This window comes from Pseudoalteromonas sp. SM9913, from assembly GCF_000184065.1.
Lineage (GTDB): Bacteria > Pseudomonadota > Gammaproteobacteria > Enterobacterales > Alteromonadaceae > Pseudoalteromonas > Pseudoalteromonas tetraodonis.
Genome location: NC_014803.1, coordinates 901,683 through 917,747 on the forward strand (window position 1 = coordinate 901,683; position 16,065 = coordinate 917,747).

At 40.4% G+C, this 16,065-nt stretch carries 18 protein-coding genes; 14 read left to right on the forward strand and 4 right to left on the reverse strand.

Going from position 1 to position 16,065, the window contains the following annotated elements:
• Positions 1 to 19 precede the first annotated feature (19 nt).
• On the forward strand, positions 20 to 256 hold the full coding sequence (locus PSM_RS04150; protein WP_013464339.1) for a helix-turn-helix domain-containing protein: 237 nt from the start codon (positions 20 to 22) through the stop codon (positions 254 to 256).
• A gap of 68 nt (positions 257 to 324) precedes the next feature.
• Here PSM_RS04150 and PSM_RS04155 read toward each other — a convergent pair whose 3' ends face one another.
• The 4 genes from PSM_RS04155 to PSM_RS04170 are packed head-to-tail and all read right to left on the reverse strand — an operon-like array spanning position 325 to position 4,090.
• The gene (locus PSM_RS04155; protein ID WP_013464340.1) at positions 325 to 1,704 is read right to left on the reverse strand and encodes an AmpG family muropeptide MFS transporter; all 1,380 of its coding nucleotides are present in this window, start codon (positions 1,702 to 1,704) and stop codon (positions 325 to 327) included.
• Between the two features lie 53 nt (positions 1,705 to 1,757).
• The gene (locus tag PSM_RS04160; RefSeq protein ID WP_013464341.1) at positions 1,758 to 2,378 is read right to left on the reverse strand and encodes a peptidylprolyl isomerase; all 621 of its coding nucleotides are present in this window, start codon (positions 2,376 to 2,378) and stop codon (positions 1,758 to 1,760) included.
• A gap of 2 nt (positions 2,379 to 2,380) precedes the next feature.
• Complete coding sequence (locus tag PSM_RS04165) at positions 2,381 to 2,941, reverse strand: YajG family lipoprotein (protein WP_013464342.1); 561 nt, start codon at positions 2,939 to 2,941, stop codon at positions 2,381 to 2,383.
• The gene (locus PSM_RS04170; RefSeq protein WP_013464343.1) at positions 2,942 to 4,090 is read right to left on the reverse strand and encodes a methyltransferase; all 1,149 of its coding nucleotides are present in this window, start codon (positions 4,088 to 4,090) and stop codon (positions 2,942 to 2,944) included. It abuts the gene before it with no gap.
• Positions 4,091 to 4,133: 43 nt separating this feature from the next.
• Here PSM_RS04170 and PSM_RS04175 point away from each other — a divergent pair, with 43 nt between their 5' ends.
• From PSM_RS04175 to cyoA, 13 genes are all read left to right on the forward strand, one after another.
• Complete coding sequence (locus PSM_RS04175; protein WP_013464344.1) at positions 4,134 to 4,733, forward strand: alpha-ketoglutarate-dependent dioxygenase AlkB family protein; 600 nt, start codon at positions 4,134 to 4,136, stop codon at positions 4,731 to 4,733.
• A 68-nt stretch (positions 4,734 to 4,801) separates the two neighbouring features.
• Entirely contained in the window at positions 4,802 to 5,113 is a 312-nt protein-coding gene (locus tag PSM_RS04180) for a BolA family protein (protein ID WP_013464345.1), read from the forward strand.
• Between the two features lie 109 nt (positions 5,114 to 5,222).
• Positions 5,223 to 6,416: an enoyl-ACP reductase FabV gene (fabV, locus tag PSM_RS04185; protein WP_013464346.1), complete on the forward strand. Its 1,194-nt coding sequence runs from the start codon at positions 5,223 to 5,225 to the stop codon at positions 6,414 to 6,416.
• A gap of 353 nt (positions 6,417 to 6,769) precedes the next feature.
• Entirely contained in the window at positions 6,770 to 8,113 is a 1,344-nt protein-coding gene (locus PSM_RS04190) for a Na(+)-translocating NADH-quinone reductase subunit A (protein ID WP_013464348.1), read from the forward strand.
• Between the two features lies 1 nt (position 8,114).
• On the forward strand, positions 8,115 to 9,320 hold the full coding sequence (locus PSM_RS04195) for an NADH:ubiquinone reductase (Na(+)-transporting) subunit B (RefSeq protein WP_008111893.1): 1,206 nt from the start codon (positions 8,115 to 8,117) through the stop codon (positions 9,318 to 9,320).
• Entirely contained in the window at positions 9,313 to 10,062 is a 750-nt protein-coding gene (locus tag PSM_RS04200) for a Na(+)-translocating NADH-quinone reductase subunit C (protein WP_008111895.1), read from the forward strand. The genes PSM_RS04195 and PSM_RS04200 overlap by 8 nt, the downstream gene beginning before the upstream one ends.
• Positions 10,062 to 10,694: an NADH:ubiquinone reductase (Na(+)-transporting) subunit D gene (locus PSM_RS04205; RefSeq protein WP_006791491.1), complete on the forward strand. Its 633-nt coding sequence runs from the start codon at positions 10,062 to 10,064 to the stop codon at positions 10,692 to 10,694. Before PSM_RS04200 ends, PSM_RS04205 begins: the two co-directional genes overlap by 1 nt.
• A gap of 10 nt (positions 10,695 to 10,704) precedes the next feature.
• Entirely contained in the window at positions 10,705 to 11,313 is a 609-nt protein-coding gene (gene nqrE / locus PSM_RS04210; RefSeq protein ID WP_006791490.1) for an NADH:ubiquinone reductase (Na(+)-transporting) subunit E, read from the forward strand.
• Between the two features lie 17 nt (positions 11,314 to 11,330).
• Positions 11,331 to 12,554, forward strand: a complete 1,224-nt coding sequence (gene nqrF / locus PSM_RS04215; protein ID WP_013464349.1) for an NADH:ubiquinone reductase (Na(+)-transporting) subunit F — start codon at positions 11,331 to 11,333, stop codon at positions 12,552 to 12,554.
• A gap of 140 nt (positions 12,555 to 12,694) precedes the next feature.
• Entirely contained in the window at positions 12,695 to 13,720 is a 1,026-nt protein-coding gene (locus tag PSM_RS04220; protein ID WP_013464350.1) for an FAD:protein FMN transferase, read from the forward strand.
• Positions 13,721 to 13,817: 97 nt separating this feature from the next.
• Positions 13,818 to 14,030 carry a (Na+)-NQR maturation NqrM gene (gene nqrM / locus PSM_RS04225; RefSeq protein WP_010391098.1) on the forward strand — a complete coding sequence of 71 codons (213 nt, stop codon included), beginning with the start codon at positions 13,818 to 13,820 and terminating at the stop codon, positions 14,028 to 14,030.
• A gap of 324 nt (positions 14,031 to 14,354) precedes the next feature.
• The gene (locus PSM_RS04230; RefSeq protein ID WP_013464351.1) at positions 14,355 to 14,783 is read left to right on the forward strand and encodes a hypothetical protein; all 429 of its coding nucleotides are present in this window, start codon (positions 14,355 to 14,357) and stop codon (positions 14,781 to 14,783) included.
• Positions 14,784 to 15,109: 326 nt separating this feature from the next.
• Entirely contained in the window at positions 15,110 to 16,063 is a 954-nt protein-coding gene (cyoA, locus tag PSM_RS04235; protein ID WP_013464352.1) for a ubiquinol oxidase subunit II, read from the forward strand.
• Positions 16,064 to 16,065 lie beyond the last annotated feature (2 nt).

Sequence of the window (16,065 nt, forward strand, 5' to 3'; positions counted from 1 at the left end):
CAACGAGTAGGAGTTGTATATGATGGGTAAAACCGTATCTTCGGAAGAAAATGCAAAATTAACAAAGTGGCTTAAAACTAAACGCCATGAAAAAGGCTACACCATGCGCAGCTTAGCGCAAATCTTGGGTACGCCACATTCTTTTATTGGCAAAATTGAAAATCAGGAACGTCGTTTAGATGTAATTGAGTTTGTTCGCTATTGTAATGCATTAGAAGTCGACCCGTATGAAGCATTAAGCTTAATTAAAGCTTAATGCTTTCTTTTTGGCTGTAATCGTAAAGTTAAATTAGCGTCTACAGCCAATACTAGTGCAGGGATGCATTAGGTATTTTTATGATAATTTTGCTCTAGTGCATATAGCTTGTGCCTAATTAGAAATAAAAACACTAATGAGGGTAAAACCATAAGTGCAGTTAATACAAAGAACAATGACCAATTCCCCATTAGCCAATCATCAATAACCACGCCGCTGTAACTCGATAATAACGTACGCCCTAAATTACCCAATGATGCTAGTAGCGCATAATGGGTGGCGCTAAATGCTCTGTCACACAGCATAGATATAAAAGCAACCATTGCCACTAAAGACCAAGCTTGGGTAAAGCCATCAACTACAATTGCCATTGCATATAAGTGCTCTTGTGGACCAGCTAAGGCAATCCAAGAAAACATTAAGTTAGATGCTGCCATGGCTACGCCACTAATAAATAAGCCTTTCACAATGCCATATTTATGGTTAAAAATACTGCCCAAAAAGGCAAATACAATGGTGATTAACCCCGTGCCGAGTTTTGAGTAATTTGCTATTTGGGTATTACTGAAGCCAACTTCTTTATAAAATACAATTGACATCCGCGCTAAAAATGCTTCACCAATCTTAAATAAGAAAATAAACGCCAGCAGCGCCAACGCGGTTTTAACGCCATTTTTAGCAAAAAAGGTTTTAAACGGATCAACCACGGTAACGCCTAGCCATGCAAGCGTTTTTGTCAGTGGTGTTTGTTTAGTTGCGGCGAGTTTTTCAAGATAAACACGTTCTAGTTCGGCATGTACGGCTTCGCGATTTGATTGTGGCTCTTTAGCCCAAAATACACAGCTAATTAATAACAGCATAATCGCGGATAAAAAATAATACACCTGTGGCCAGTCAATATTTGGCATATCAGCCATGTAAAAAGGCACAGCTCCTAATAAAGCATAGCCAGTCCACCAACCTGAGGTGGCCATTGCAGCAGCCGCGGTGGCTTTGTGAGATTCATTTTCACTAAGGGTGTCTATTCGAAAGGCGTCAATTGCAATATCTTGCGTGGCAGAGGCTATGGCGATTAACAAGCAAAGTGCGGCGGCAACCGCTAGGTTTGCTTTCAAATCAAGTCCTGCAAGTAGCAATGTGCCAAGCAAAATAAAGCTTTGGCAAAACAGTATCCAACTACGGCGCTGACCAAGCCAATTATATAAAAAGGGCAGTTTAGTGCGGTCGATTAAAGGTGACCATAAAAAGTTGATGCTGTAGGCACCAAACACAATGCCAAATAGGCCAATCATGCTGCGGCTCAAACCTTCATCTTTAAGCCATGCCGACATTACTGAGCCAATTAATACCCACGGAAAGCCACTGCTCATTCCAAATATAAAAACATTAATCAAACGTTTATCTTTAAAATAAGAAAAGTATTCGCTAACAGAAAGTGTGCTATTCATAGGGGCTCATTGGCTTATACAAAGAGCAGCTAAGGCTGCTCTTATTAAAAAAGTTATAAAGGAACTTGCTCAAGCACCTTAATATTTAATATGACGACCGGTTTTTCGGGTACAAAGTTGTAGCCAATTTTGTCATTAAATCCGGTTTTTACAGCCATGATTTTATCGAGTGTTTCATAGCCTTCCATCACACTGCCAAACACTGCAAATCCCCAATCACGGCCAGGGTTTAAATGATCGTTATCATCCATATTAAAAAAGAACTGACGCGTTCCTGAGTGTGGTTCACGGTCTTGATAAGCCATCGCAATGCTATACATATCGTTTGTTAAGCCGTTACCGCTTTCATTAAAAATAGGGTCGTTTTCATGTAGACCATCGTAATCTTTATCATAACCACCGCCTTGAATTACAAAGTCACGATCATTTTCTACGTCGCGTTCTACACGATGAAACACACTGCCTTGATAGCTTTTATCCGACACGTACGTTAAAAAATTATTGACCGTAATAGGAGCTCTTGAGCGGTCTAATTCAACCACAATGCTGCCCAACGATGTCACAATTTCTACCCGAGGAAAAATGTTATCTTTTTGCACAAAACGACCCTCTTGAGCCGCTAAGCTACTAACGCTAAATAATAAGCTTACGCAGATTAAAAAAAGTTGCTTCATTGTTAACCTTCTAAAAATGCAATTAATTCTGGGTCAGATACAATGCGGGTAATTAACTGCTCAGTCAACTTATTGAGCTGACCTTCAACTTTTGCCCTATCGTGACCAAGCGGGCCAGATAAATTAGCATTACCGCTGTAGCGTTTACTAAAATTACTGGTCGGGCGAATCACCCGCACTTCAAATTCAATCTTGGCTTCACTGGTATGGCTCATTAGCGTTTCTGTAACTACCGCTTGCAGCGTGTGAATATCTAACTCAAAACGCAATTGCGCTAAATTAGAAATGCTAGCGCCATTGCGACTCAGTGCACTGTCTAGCGCACTTTTAACCGATTCAGTAATACCCGTACTGGCAATGGTTTTGGTTTTGCTCGATTCAATTAGCTTTAAGGTTGCACTGTCACCACGTAAATCAATCACGCTGGTGTTTAAGCTGCTGTTTATTGAGCTTATTTGACCACTTTTATACACAGGGTTGAGAATAAGCTGATTAGGCTGATTGGCACACCCCGAAAAAACCACTAATGTACAACAGCTCAATAATGCTTTTAAGAGTTTCATTTATAACGTCCCACTATTTTTAGTTGCGCTGAGTACCACAAACTTTTTATTAGAGCCTAATAAAGTACAGTTACCAAACATACGGTTTAGTTTGTCGTGGTAATCTAGATGGCGGTTACCAATAATACGCAGCTCGCCACCTTCTTTTAATGTGTCTTTTGCTTGCTTGAACATTTGCCATGCTATGTGGTCGGTAACCGCTTGTGCTTGGTGAAATGGCGGATTACACAATACAATATCAGCGCTTTCACGTTCAAAGTCAGTTAAACAATCATTCTCTATAAAGGTACATTGTTCAAACTTGTCTTCCATGTTGAGCTCAATGTTGAGTCGAGCTGATTCAACCGCCATATACGACTCATCAACAAAGCTAATATGGGCATTAGGACAGCGCGCTAATGTCATTAAACCAACTACGCCATTGCCACAGCCTAAATCAATAATATTTTTGGCTTTATTTGTTTGTGGCAAATAATTAAAAAAGAAACGCGCGCCAATATCAAGTGAATCACGTGAAAACACATTGGCATGATTACTTATTGTAAAATCAGTGCCTTCGAGCGGCCAGCTCACTGGGAAATCTGCACCTTTATAACCGCCAGCGGCTTGGCTAATAATTAAACGCGATTTTTTTACTGCGAGGCTTGTTTTCGTCTCACCAATAAAATCTTCAAATGCTTTAATCGTAGAGTTATGCACGTCTTTAGTTTTTGCAGCACCAATAACCGGTGTACCGGGCGCCAGTACTTCGCTTAATTCAGATAGCTGATACTGTAAAAAAGCCAACGTGCGTGGTACTTTTACCAACACTAGGTCTACTTGTTCGGGCAAAGCCGATAAACTATCAAGCTGGCTAAACGCAGTTGTTGCGATTTTGTTTTGCGCTAAGTTATAAGCCGCCGCCTGATGGCTAATATAAGAGTCGTTTACTGAACAAACTGTTAATTGTTGCTTGCTAAAGTAACAGCTAAGTGCACCAAAGCTGTCGTTTAAGATCAGTAAAGAGCGACAATCAGGGTAGTGTTCATTAACATAGTCAATGAGGTATTCGTCTGCTGAATCCCACGCTTGTAAGCTGCGGTTTTTTTGATCCAAAGGAAAGCGTTCAAGAGTAAAGGTGTTATCGCCGAGCGTAGCTTGCGTAGTCATAATAGTTTAATGATCGGTAATCAAATGATAGGTAAATTCTAACATGCAACCGCCAAACGCCAACCCCCAACTGTTACCAAATGGCTTTTCTTATCAAAGTAGGGTGCTTAGTGCGCAAAAAAGCCTCGATTTATTTTATTATTTGCAGCAAAACTTAAATTGGCAACAACCAAATATAACGGTGTTTGGCAAAACGGGGCCAATACCTAGGCTACAATGTTTTATCAGCGAAGAGAATCTTGAGTACGGCTATTCTGGGCATAAACTCGATTTAGAGCCTTGGCCAGACGTATTACTTGCTATGCGAACACGTTTAGAAAATCACCTACAGCAACCGTTTAATTCAATTTTGGTTAATTATTATCGTGATGGCCACGATAGTATGGGTTGGCATAGCGATGATGAGGCGCAGCTAGGGCCTGAGCCTACCATAGCCTGTGTATCGCTTGGCGCAGAGCGATTATTTAAACTTAAACACAAAGTAAGTAACAGCATTACTAACATTAAATTACAAAGTGGTAGCTGTTTAATAATGAGCGGCCAAAGCCAACAAAATTACCAACATGCATTGCCCAAACAAACAACGCTTAAACACCCTCGAATAAGTTTAACGTTTCGCTATATTAATAATAGTTTCAGTTAAATAGCATTAGCCATGGTATAGCCGCAGTTGTTATAGTAGGACATAACTGAATTTTGAGGATGGTTTTTATGTCAATGCAAGAACAAATACGTAACAAGCTAGCCGATGCGATTGCGTGCAAGCATTTAAATGTGATCAACGAAAGCCATATGCACAGTGCAGGCACTGAATCACACTTTAAAGTGATTGTAGTCAGTGAGGAATTTGCTGGTAAGCGATTATTGCAGCGTCATCGTGAAATTAACGAAATTTTAAAAGATGAGTTAGCAAATCATATTCATGCGCTTGCGATGCACACTTACACCCCTGAAGAATTTACCGAGCACGACGGTGAGGCACCGCAATCGCCTAACTGTATGGGTGGCTCAAAAATTGGATAACAGGTAGCTAGAAGGTGGTTTGAGCAGAGCGTAACTGATCAGATCAGTTTTTTTTGTTTTAGCCTTTAAACTAGCGCTAATTTTTATTGTAAAAGATATAGGATGATCAATGGTCATTAAGCCTAAAATTCGCGGATTTATCTGCACCAATGCACACCCAGTAGGCTGTGCAGAGCATGTACAAGAACAAATTAATTATGTTAAGCAGCAAGGGGCATTAAAAAATGCACCTAAAAATGTATTAGTTATTGGTGCGTCTACAGGTTATGGCCTAGCGTCTCGCATTACCGCTGCATTTGGTGGTGGCGCTAAAATATTAGGTGTTTTCTTTGAAAAAGAAGGCACTGAGCGTAAAACAGGTTCTGCGGGTTGGTATAATACGGCGGCGTTTCAAGCAGCCGCTGAAGCTGAAGGTTTATGGTCAAAAAATATTAATGGTGATGCGTTTTCTAACGAAATTAAACAAAAAACAATCGACACCATTAAAGCTGAATTAGGTAAAGTTGACTGTATTATCTACAGCTTAGCGTCACCTCGTCGAACTGATCCAAATACCGGCGAAGTGTTTTCTTCAACGCTTAAGCCAATTGGTAATGCGGTAACCACTAAAAACTTAAATACATCAAAGCGTGAAATTGATGAAGTAACCGTTGAAGCGGCAAACCAAGACGATATCGACAACACCATTAAAGTAATGGGTGGCGAAGATTGGGAAATGTGGATTGATGCACTTAAAGACGCTGATGTACTCGCAGATAACTTTAAAACCACGGCTTACACTTATATTGGTAAAGAACTAACGTGGCCAATTTACGGTCATGCAACAATTGGTAAAGCCAAAGAAGATTTAGACCGTGCCACTGCTGCTATTAAAGCTGCTACCCAAGATTTAAATGGTGAAGCCTACGTTTCATCGCTTAATGCGGTTGTTACTCAAGCAAGCTCTGCAATTCCAATTATGCCACTTTATATTTCTGCATTATTTAAAGTGATGAAGGCTGATGGCACTTACGAGGGCACAATTGAGCAAATTCATGCGCTATTTAGTGAGAACTTATACGGTGATTCACCTCGCTTTGACGAGGGCGGGCATTTATTCCAAAACTATAAAGAACTGGAAGATGACGTTCAATCTCGCGTTCAAGCCATTTGGGATAGTGTAGATACAGACTCAATTGATGAGTTAACCGATTATATTGGTTACCATAATGAGTTTTTACGCTTGTTTGGTTTTGGTATTGACACGGTTGATTATGAACAAGATGTAAATCCTGTTGCACCTATTGCCAATATGATTGACTAATCTCGCTGATAGCGCATTTTTGAGAAAGTCGCCTTGTGCGGCTTTTTTGTTTTTTAGCTTTGATTTGAAAAAATATTTGCTATTTGTTGGCTAATTTACCACTTTGGTCTAGCTTGTATTTTATTAATTGTTAATTACAAAACTAAATAAACGTTTCTCTCGTATAATTTTCATAAATACACTCGCATAGTCAGTCACAATAATGTTAAAATCAAAGCAATATGTGAGGAGTTTTACTGCGCTGCTTGTTTGGTATTTATAGCGAGTCATTTTATATAGCTTGCAATAATACAAATAGCGGCGTGGTTAGTACGATTTTTCAGTTTCTTTCCGTTAATGTAGTGCAAGTGCGTATGATCAATATAAAAAAAGGTCTGGATTTACCCTTAGAGGGCGCACCTCAGCAAGTTATTCATGATGGTTCTACCGTCAAACGTGTAGCTGTGCTAGGTGAAGAGTTTATCGGTATGCGTCCAACCATGCATGTTCGTGTGGATGACCAAGTCAAAAAAGGCCAGGTACTTTTTGAAGATAAAAAGAACCCAGGCGTATTATTTACTGCACCAGCTTCTGGTACAGTAAAAGAAATTAATCGCGGTGCTAAACGTGTTCTGCAATCTGTTGTTATTGAAGTAAACGGCAGTGAGCAAATCACCTTTGGTTCTTTCTCGGAAACTGAGCTTAACAGCTTAGACCGTGAAAAAGCTAAAGAAGTACTAGTTCAATCGGGTCAATGGGTAGCACTTCGTGCTCGTCCATTTAGTAAAGTAGCAGCGTTGGATGCAAATCCGAGCTCTATTTTTGTGACAGCTATCGATACCAATCCACTTGCTGCAGATCCTGCAGTAATTATTGCTGAAAATGCGAAAGCGTTTGAAGCAGGTTTGGCTGTTGTGTCACGTTTAACCGATGGCAAAGTATTTGTTTGTAAGCAAGCAGGTAGTCAAGTTCCTAGTTCACCTATTGCTCAAGTAGAAGTACATGAGTTTGGTGGCGTGCATCCGGCTGGCCTTGTTGGCACTCATATCCATCACCTTGACCCAGTATCTGCTAGTAAGCAAGTTTGGCACATTGGTTACCAAGACGTTATTGCGTATGGTCACCTTTTCCTTACTGGTGAAATTTACACAGACCGTGTGATTTCGCTTGCAGGTCCGCGTGTTAAGAATCCTCGTTTAGTGAAAACACAATTAGGTGCTTCACTTGATGACTTAGTTGCAGGTGAATTAGAAGACGGTGATAACCGTGTTATTTCTGGTTCTGTACTTGCAGGTGCTACGTCGTCTGGCGTTCATGCATTTTTAGGTCGTTACCATGTTCAAGTATCTGTATTACTTGAAGGTCGCGAAAAAGAATTTTTTGGCTGGATTGCACCAGGTAGTGATAAATTCTCTGTAACGCGTACATTCTTGTCTCACCTTACACCGAGTCGTTTATTTAAAATGACAACGTCTACGGGTGGTTCAAAACGTGCCATGGTTCCACTTGGAAGCTATGAGCGTGTTATGCCACTTGATATTTTGCCAACGCTCTTATTACGTGACTTATTGTCTCGTGATTTAGACAGTGCAATTTCATTAGGTGCGCTTGAATTAGATGAAGAAGATTTAGCGTTATGCACCTTCGTTTGTCCTGGCAAATACGAGTACGGCGCAGCCCTACGCGATTGCTTAACTACGATCGAGAAGGAAGGCTAAAATGGGCTTAAAAACTTTCTTAGAAGATATCGAACCGCATTTTGAACCAGGTGGTAAGCATGAGAAATGGTACGCGCTGTATGAAGCCGCTGCGACTATTTTTTACACGCCAGGTTACGTAAACAAAGGTTCAACTCACGTTCGTGATAACATCGACCTAAAACGCATGATGATTTTAGTGTGGATGGCGACGTTCCCTGCCATGTTCTTTGGTATGTTCAATATTGGTCATCAAGCGGCAATCGCGCTTGGTAATGGTTTTGAACTTGCTAACATTTGGCAAGTAGGTTTATTCCAGTTATTAGGCGGTGAGTTAACCGTTGATGCTGGTTGGGGCGCAAAAATGTTCTACGGAGCATGTTTCTTCCTACCTATTTATGCAACAACCTTTATTGTCGGTGGTTTTTGGGAAGTATTGTTTGCTTCTGTGCGTAAGCATGAAGTAAATGAAGGTTTCTTCGTAACCTCTGTATTATTTGCATTAATCCTGCCTGCAACGATTCCTTTATGGCAAGTTGCGCTAGGTATTACTTTTGGTGTAGTTATCGCAAAAGAAATATTTGGTGGTACAGGTCGTAACTTCTTAAACCCTGCGCTTGCTGGTCGTGCGTTTTTATTCTTCGCATACCCTGCACAAATTTCAGGTGACACAGTATGGACTGCCGTAGATTCATTCTCTGGCGCGACTATGCTTGGTCAAGCGTTTGCTGGTACGTTAAATTACGCGACTGATATTGAGCTTTGGTGGAATGCGTTTTACGGATTCATTCAAGGTTCTATGGGTGAAACGTCTACACTAGCTGTACTTATTGGTGGTTTATTCCTAATTTACGTGCGCATCGCGTCTTGGCGTATCGTGCTAGGTGTATTCCTAGGTATGGTAGTAACTTCATCAATACTAAATACTATTGGTTCTGAAACCAATGCTATGTTTGCTATGCCTTGGTACTGGCATATGGTATTAGGTGGTTTTGCATTCGGTATGTTCTTTATGGCAACTGACCCTGTATCTGCTGCATTTACTGATAAAGGTAAATTAGCATACGGTGCGCTTATTGGCTTTATGGTTATCATGATCCGTGTTGTTAACCCTGCATACCCAGAGGGCATCATGCTAGCAATCTTATTTGCTAACTTGTTTGCACCTTTATTCGATCACTTTGTAGTGCAAGCTAATATCAAGCGGAGGTTGGCACGTAATGTCTAGTAATAACGAATCAATTGGCAAAACGCTAGCTGTTGTTGTCTCATTATGTTTAGTGTGTGCAGTTATTGTGTCGCTAACGTCTGTGCAACTTCGCCCTCTGCAAAAAGCAAATAAAGCAAAAGATATTCAAAGTAATATCTTAGCTGCTGCTGGTATTGGTAAAGTTGATAACGTTGCCGAAACGTTTGATGCTAAAATCGAAACCCGCTTTGTTGATATGCAAAGTGGTGAGTTTGCTGAGCCGGTAGAAGATTTCGACTTTGAAAAAAGCAAATATGATGCTGATTTAAGCAAGTCTCTTAAAGAGAATGGTATTAAGGACATCGCCGGTATTCAACGTATTACCAAGCGTGCGCCTGTTTACATCTCTAAAAAAGACGATGGCTCTACTGATGCAATCATCCTTCCTATTCAGGGTTATGGTTTATGGGGTTTAATGTATGGTTTTATCTCGCTTGAAAGCGATGGCGAAACTATTAAAGACATTATTTTCTACAAACATAACGAAACACCTGGTTTAGGTGGTGAAATTCAAAACCCACAGTGGACTGCAACGTGGGAAGGTAAAGAGTTACCAATCCAAATCGTTAAAGGGACTGCAGCCGGTGATGAGCACAAGATCGACGGTCTTTCAGGTGCTACATTAACGTCTAATGGTGTTGACCATGCAGTTGACTTTTGGACTGGCGAAAATGGCTTTGGCCCTTTCCTTGCGAAAGTACGTAAAGGAGCATTGAACTAATGGCTGATACTAAAGAAATGAAGGCGGTCCTATTTGGTCCAGTTTTCGCTAACAACCCAATCGCATTACAAGTACTTGGTATTTGTTCTGCGCTAGCGGTAACGTCTAGCTTAAAAAATGCATTAATCATGTCAATCGCATTGACCTTGGTAACTGCATTCTCTAGCCTTTTTATCTCGACTATTCGTAACCATATCCCATCATCAGTACGTATCATCGTACAGATGACGATTATTGCATCATTAGTAATCGTGGTTGACCAAGTACTACAAGCTTTCTCTTACGCTACGGCAAAAGAGTTATCTGTATTCGTTGGTCTAATCATTACTAACTGTATCGTAATGGGTCGTGCTGAAGCTTATGCAATGAAGTCGCCGCCATTAATGTCTTTCCTTGATGGTATTGGTAATGGCTTAGGTTACTCTGTAGTGCTTCTTACTGTTGGCTTTATTCGTGAGTTATTCGGTAAAGGTTCACTGTTCGGTGTTGATATTATTCCATTAGTACAAAATGGTGGTTGGTACCAACCTATGGGTCTATTGATCTTACCACCGAGTGCATTCTTCATTATTGGTTTATTCATTTGGGTACTTCGTACTTATAAGAAAGACCAAGTAGAAGCTAAAGCGTAAGGGGCGATAAGTGGAACATTATATTAGTTTATTTGTAAAAGCCGTTTTTATTGAAAACTTAGCGTTAGCATTCTTCCTAGGTATGTGTACTTTCTTAGCCGTGTCTAAAAAAGTAACTACATCAATTGGCCTAGGGGTAGCGGTTATTGTTGTATTAGGTATTTCAGTACCGGTTAATAACTTGGTTTACCATGCGGTATTAGCACCAGGTTCACTTGAGTGGCTTGGTTACCCAGAAGCGGATCTTAGCTTTTTACGTTTCTTAACTTTCATTGGTGTTATTGCTGCACTGGTGCAAATTCTTGAAATGGCATTAGATAAGTTCTTCCCACCACTGTACAACGCATTAGGTATTTTCCTACCACTAATCACAGTTAACTGTGCAATTTTTGGTGCGGTAGCCTTCATGGTTGAGCGTAACTATAACTTCGGCGAGTCTGTTGTTTATGGTATTGGCGCTGGTGTGGGTTGGGCGCTTGCAATTACATTACTTGCAGGTATCCGTGAGAAAATGAAGTATTCAGACGTACCAGATGGTTTACGTGGTCTAGGTATTACCTTTATCACTGTTGGCTTGATGGGTCTTGGCTTTATGTCATTCTCTGGTATTTCACTGTAATAATAGCGAGGTCAATCATGGATATTTTCTTAGGCGTTGGTGTTTTTATCGCTATCGTTGTAATACTAGTTTTAATCATCATTGGTGCTAAATCTAAGCTAGTTGCAAGCGGTGACATCATCATCGGTATTAATGGCGATCCAGACAAAGCCATTAAAACATCAGCAGGTAGTAAGCTATTAGGTGCACTATCTGAGTCAGGTATTTTCGTATCTTCTGCATGTGGTGGCGGTGGCTCTTGTGGTCAGTGTCGCGTTCACATTAAAGAAGGTGGCGGTGATATTCTGCCAACTGAACTTGACCACATCTCTAAAGGTGAAGCACGTGAAGGTTGTCGTTTAGCGTGTCAGGTTAATGTTAAAAATGACATGGAAATTGAACTTGAAGAGTCAATTTTCGGTGTTAAAAAATGGGATTGTGAAGTTATCTCTAACGATAACAAAGCAACGTTCATCAAAGAACTTAAGCTACAAATTCCAGATGGCGAGTCAGTGCCGTTCCGTGCGGGTGGTTACATCCAAATCGAAGCGCCAGCTCACCATGTTAAATACGCTGATTTCGATATTCCTGAAGAGTATCGTGGCGATTGGAACCATTTTGGTTTCTTCGACCTGGAGTCAAAAGTAGACGAAGAAACAATTCGTGCTTACTCAATGGCTAACTATCCAGAAGAAGAAGGCATTATTATGCTTAACGTGCGTATCGCTACGCCGCCGCCAAGAAACCTAAGCCTACCATGTGGTAAAATGTCATCGTACATTTGGTCACTGAAAGAAGGTGATAAAGTAACTATTTCTGGTCCATTTGGTGAGTTCTTCGCTAAAGACACAGACGCTGAAATGGTATTCGTAGGTGGTGGTGCAGGTATGGCACCAATGCGCTCACATATCTTTGACCAACTTAAGCGTTTAAACTCTAAGCGTAAAATTAGTTTCTGGTATGGTGCGCGTTCTAAGCGTGAAATGTTTTATGTTGAAGATTTTGACGGCCTAGCTGAGCAAAACGATAACTTCGTTTGGCATACAGCGCTTTCAGATCCGCAACCAGAAGATAACTGGGAAGGCTACACTGGCTTTATCCACAACGTGTTATTTGAGAACTATCTTAAAGACCACGAAGCGCCTGAAGATTGTGAGTTCTACATGTGTGGTCCTCCAATGATGAATGCGGCAGTTATCTCTATGCTTAAAGATTTAGGTGTAGAAGAAGAAAACATCTTATTAGATGATTTCGGTGGCTAATACCCAAACTAAATAAATTTAGTTAAAATACCAGCCTCATAGCACTAAGTGTTATGAGGCTTTTTTATATCAACTGACTGAGTTTGGCTTTACCGCTGATTTTAGTTGATACTCTATTTAACCTTTATAAGTAGGCTATTATGAATCGATTAAGCACAGTTAAAGGCGTGGTAGCCTTATTTTTAATCATATCCACGTTACTTATCACCGGTTGTGGCAATTCACAACACAACGAAGAAGCTTACCTTGAAGGTAAAACGATGGGGACAACTTACCACATCAAGTTTTACGCTGATCAAATAGACCCTCAAGCAGTACAAGCAGAAATAGATGCGGTTTTAGTTGATATTAACCAGTCTATGTCGACCTATATTGAAGAGTCAGAAATAAACACCTTTAACCGTTTAGGTGCTAATCAAGTAATGCCAATTAGTGATGACTTTAGAGCGGTTATTGCAGAATCTATACGAATTGGTGATTCAACTAAAACACTCGATGTGACTATGGGGCCGCTAATCGATTTATGGGGATTTGGTCCTGATAAAAAACCAACAAAGCGCCCAACTGATGAAGCACTGGCAAATATGGTCAGTAACATTGGTATAGATAAGCTGGTCCTTAATGAGCAAGGGTTAGCTAAAACAGTTGCTGATTTAGAGCTGTCGTTTTCGGCTACCGCAAAAGGCTATGGTATTGATAAAGTTGCTGAGCTATTACAAAGTAAAGGCATTACAGATTACATGGTTGAAATTGGTGGAGAACTGCGTATTGCTGGTACAAAACCAGACAATCAAGCATGGCGAATAGCAATCGAACAACCTGATGCAAATCCGGGCGAGCGCAAAGTACACCGCGTATTAACACCGGGTAATAATGGCATTGCCACCTCAGGCGATTATAGAATATTTTATACTATGGATGGCGAAACTTATACGCATCTCATTGATCCAATGTCAGGCATGCCGATTAAGCACGACTTAGTCTCTGTTACTGTTTTACACCCAAGTGCAATGACGGCGGACGGTTTAGCGACTGCTTTAACGGTAATGGGCATGGAAAAGGCACAACGCTATGCTGAGCAGCATGATTTACCTGTGTATTTAATTGCGAAATCGGCACAGGGGTTAGTCACCTATTCAAGCCCTGCGTTTAAGCCTTATTTATAGTCTTTAGGTTTATATCCTTATCATGAGGGTATATAATGCAATGAGCTCAGATATGATGTTTGGGCTCATTTTATTGCTGAACAATAGGGGCTAAGCAATGTCACTTTTTTTTCTAACCTTTGGCTTACTTATTTTAATTGTCGCTGCAATGGCGATAGGCATGATAGTACAAAGAAAATCGATGGCGAGTAGCTGCGGAGGCCTAGGCTCTGTAGGTATTGATAAAGCATGTGATTGCGATGATCCATGTGATAAACGCAAAAAGCGTCTAGCCAAAGAGCAAGTATGGAAAGAAAACCAAATTCTTTAAATAGGGTATCCCTGTTTAAACAAAAAACCTCTCGTAGCTCACTACGGGAGGTTTTTTATTTATATCGGCATAAATAAATCACCAGCCGATAAAATAATCGTGTTTTTATCTTGAACAGAAAATTCTCTTTGTTATACTCATGCCCGAACTTTCAGTAAGTTTTGAAAGTTCTATTGATGCGGATCAAAACTAGCTTGGCAAAATAGTGCTAATGCGTTGAGACTGTATTTCATGTCACTGTATAAGGCTTTACGGCTGCAACCTTTTTTGTTGCCACGGTGTACACCGAATTTTGTTATTAGTCATTTTAATAGGTTAATGTTTTTGAACTCACTTTCTTTGTTTCATACCAGCGCTTTGCTTACCTTAGGTAAGTCAGTGTTGCATGAGCGCTTTAAAAAAGCGAAAAAGGGCGTGAGTGTGGCTGTAACATTATTAGTTTTTAATGTCGTTATGTTGCTTAGTGGCGCTATTGAGGATGCCTTTAGGCTTGAAGCATTGGTCAGTGATGGCTTTTTTATAGAGCCATTATTACTGACAATTGCCGAATTTTTAGCTCATCCCATCTTATCGTGTCAGTTACTTATTGGCCTTTGTTGGCTATTGTTCCACATGTTTCCAGCGCGTCGTGCTGGGATAATCCTCCGTAAAGCAGCCTTTGCTTTTAGCGAGGCTAAAGTTCAGCAACCAGTGCAAGCTGCGCATGGTTGTCGTGCTCCACCTAGCTTTACAGGTTGTCTGTTTACCCATTAATTTTATGGGTATAGGTTACACCTGTGGTATCTAATTATTTATTCTTGCTGTAAATAACGATTACTTTCATTGTAGCTTAGTGTTTTTACACACTCTCAGCCAACCATACCTCACCCAAGTTAATTTTTATTGCGTTATATTAATGTGTTTAAAAAAGCTGGGTTGGTTCTGCTAGGTGGTTTTATTAAGCCAGTGGTCAATACTTTACGCTTGCATTCGCTCTGCATTATTGTAATTCAATCTTAATTAACTTGGGTTTTTATCAAATATCGTTGCTAAATATTTTTGGCAGCTAATAAAAACTCTTTAGGTTTTAGGATAGTCCCTTGTTAATTCGTAACCTTTTTAATATTGCTTTAGCTAGTATGGCGCTGATCTTATCAGGCTGTAATGGCGGGGTACTCGACCCAAAAGGGCAGATAGGTATTGATGAGAAAAATCTGATCATCATCGCCACTGTGCTTATGTTGTTAGTTGTGATCCCCGTTATTGTGATGACTTTATATTTTGCTTGGAAATACAGAGACACACAAAACCATGAAATTTACGCACCAAAATGGGCTCACTCTAATAAGATTGAGGCTGTTGTATGGGCGGTTCCAATTGTTATTGTTGTTATTTTAGGTGTGATCACCTGGCAGTCAACGCAAGAGCTTGACCCCTATAAACCGATAGAGGGTAAAGGTGAACATCTTACTGTTGAAGTGGTGTCACTTAATTGGAAATGGTTATTTATTTACCCTGAACAAGGTATTGCCACGGTGAATGAATTGGTATTTCCAGCCAATGTTCCGGTTGAATACAAAATCACGTCAGAAAGCACCATGAACTCGTTTTTCATCCCTCAGTTAGGTAGTCAAATCTACTCAATGGCGGGTATGGAAACTAAGCTGCATTTAATTGCTAATGAGCCAGGCACGTTTAAAGGCTTTTCGGCTAATTACAGTGGCGCGGGTTTTACTGGTATGAAATTTAATGCCATCGCAACGCCAACCAAAGCTGACTTCAACCAGTGGGTTGAACAGGTAAAAACTAACGCTAATAACCTTACTCATGCCAATTATGTTGAGCTTGCAAAAGCAAGTGAGAACAACCCAGTCGCTTACTATGGCAAGGTTGATGACGGTTTATTTCATACCATAGTGATGAAATACATGCAGGCGCATGGCGATATGAATAAAAAACATCATGTCATGGGTAAACATCAGCAGATGAGTAATGAGCATCAAGCAATGGGTAATCATTCAATGCCATCATCACACAGCCAGGGCGAGGAATAATC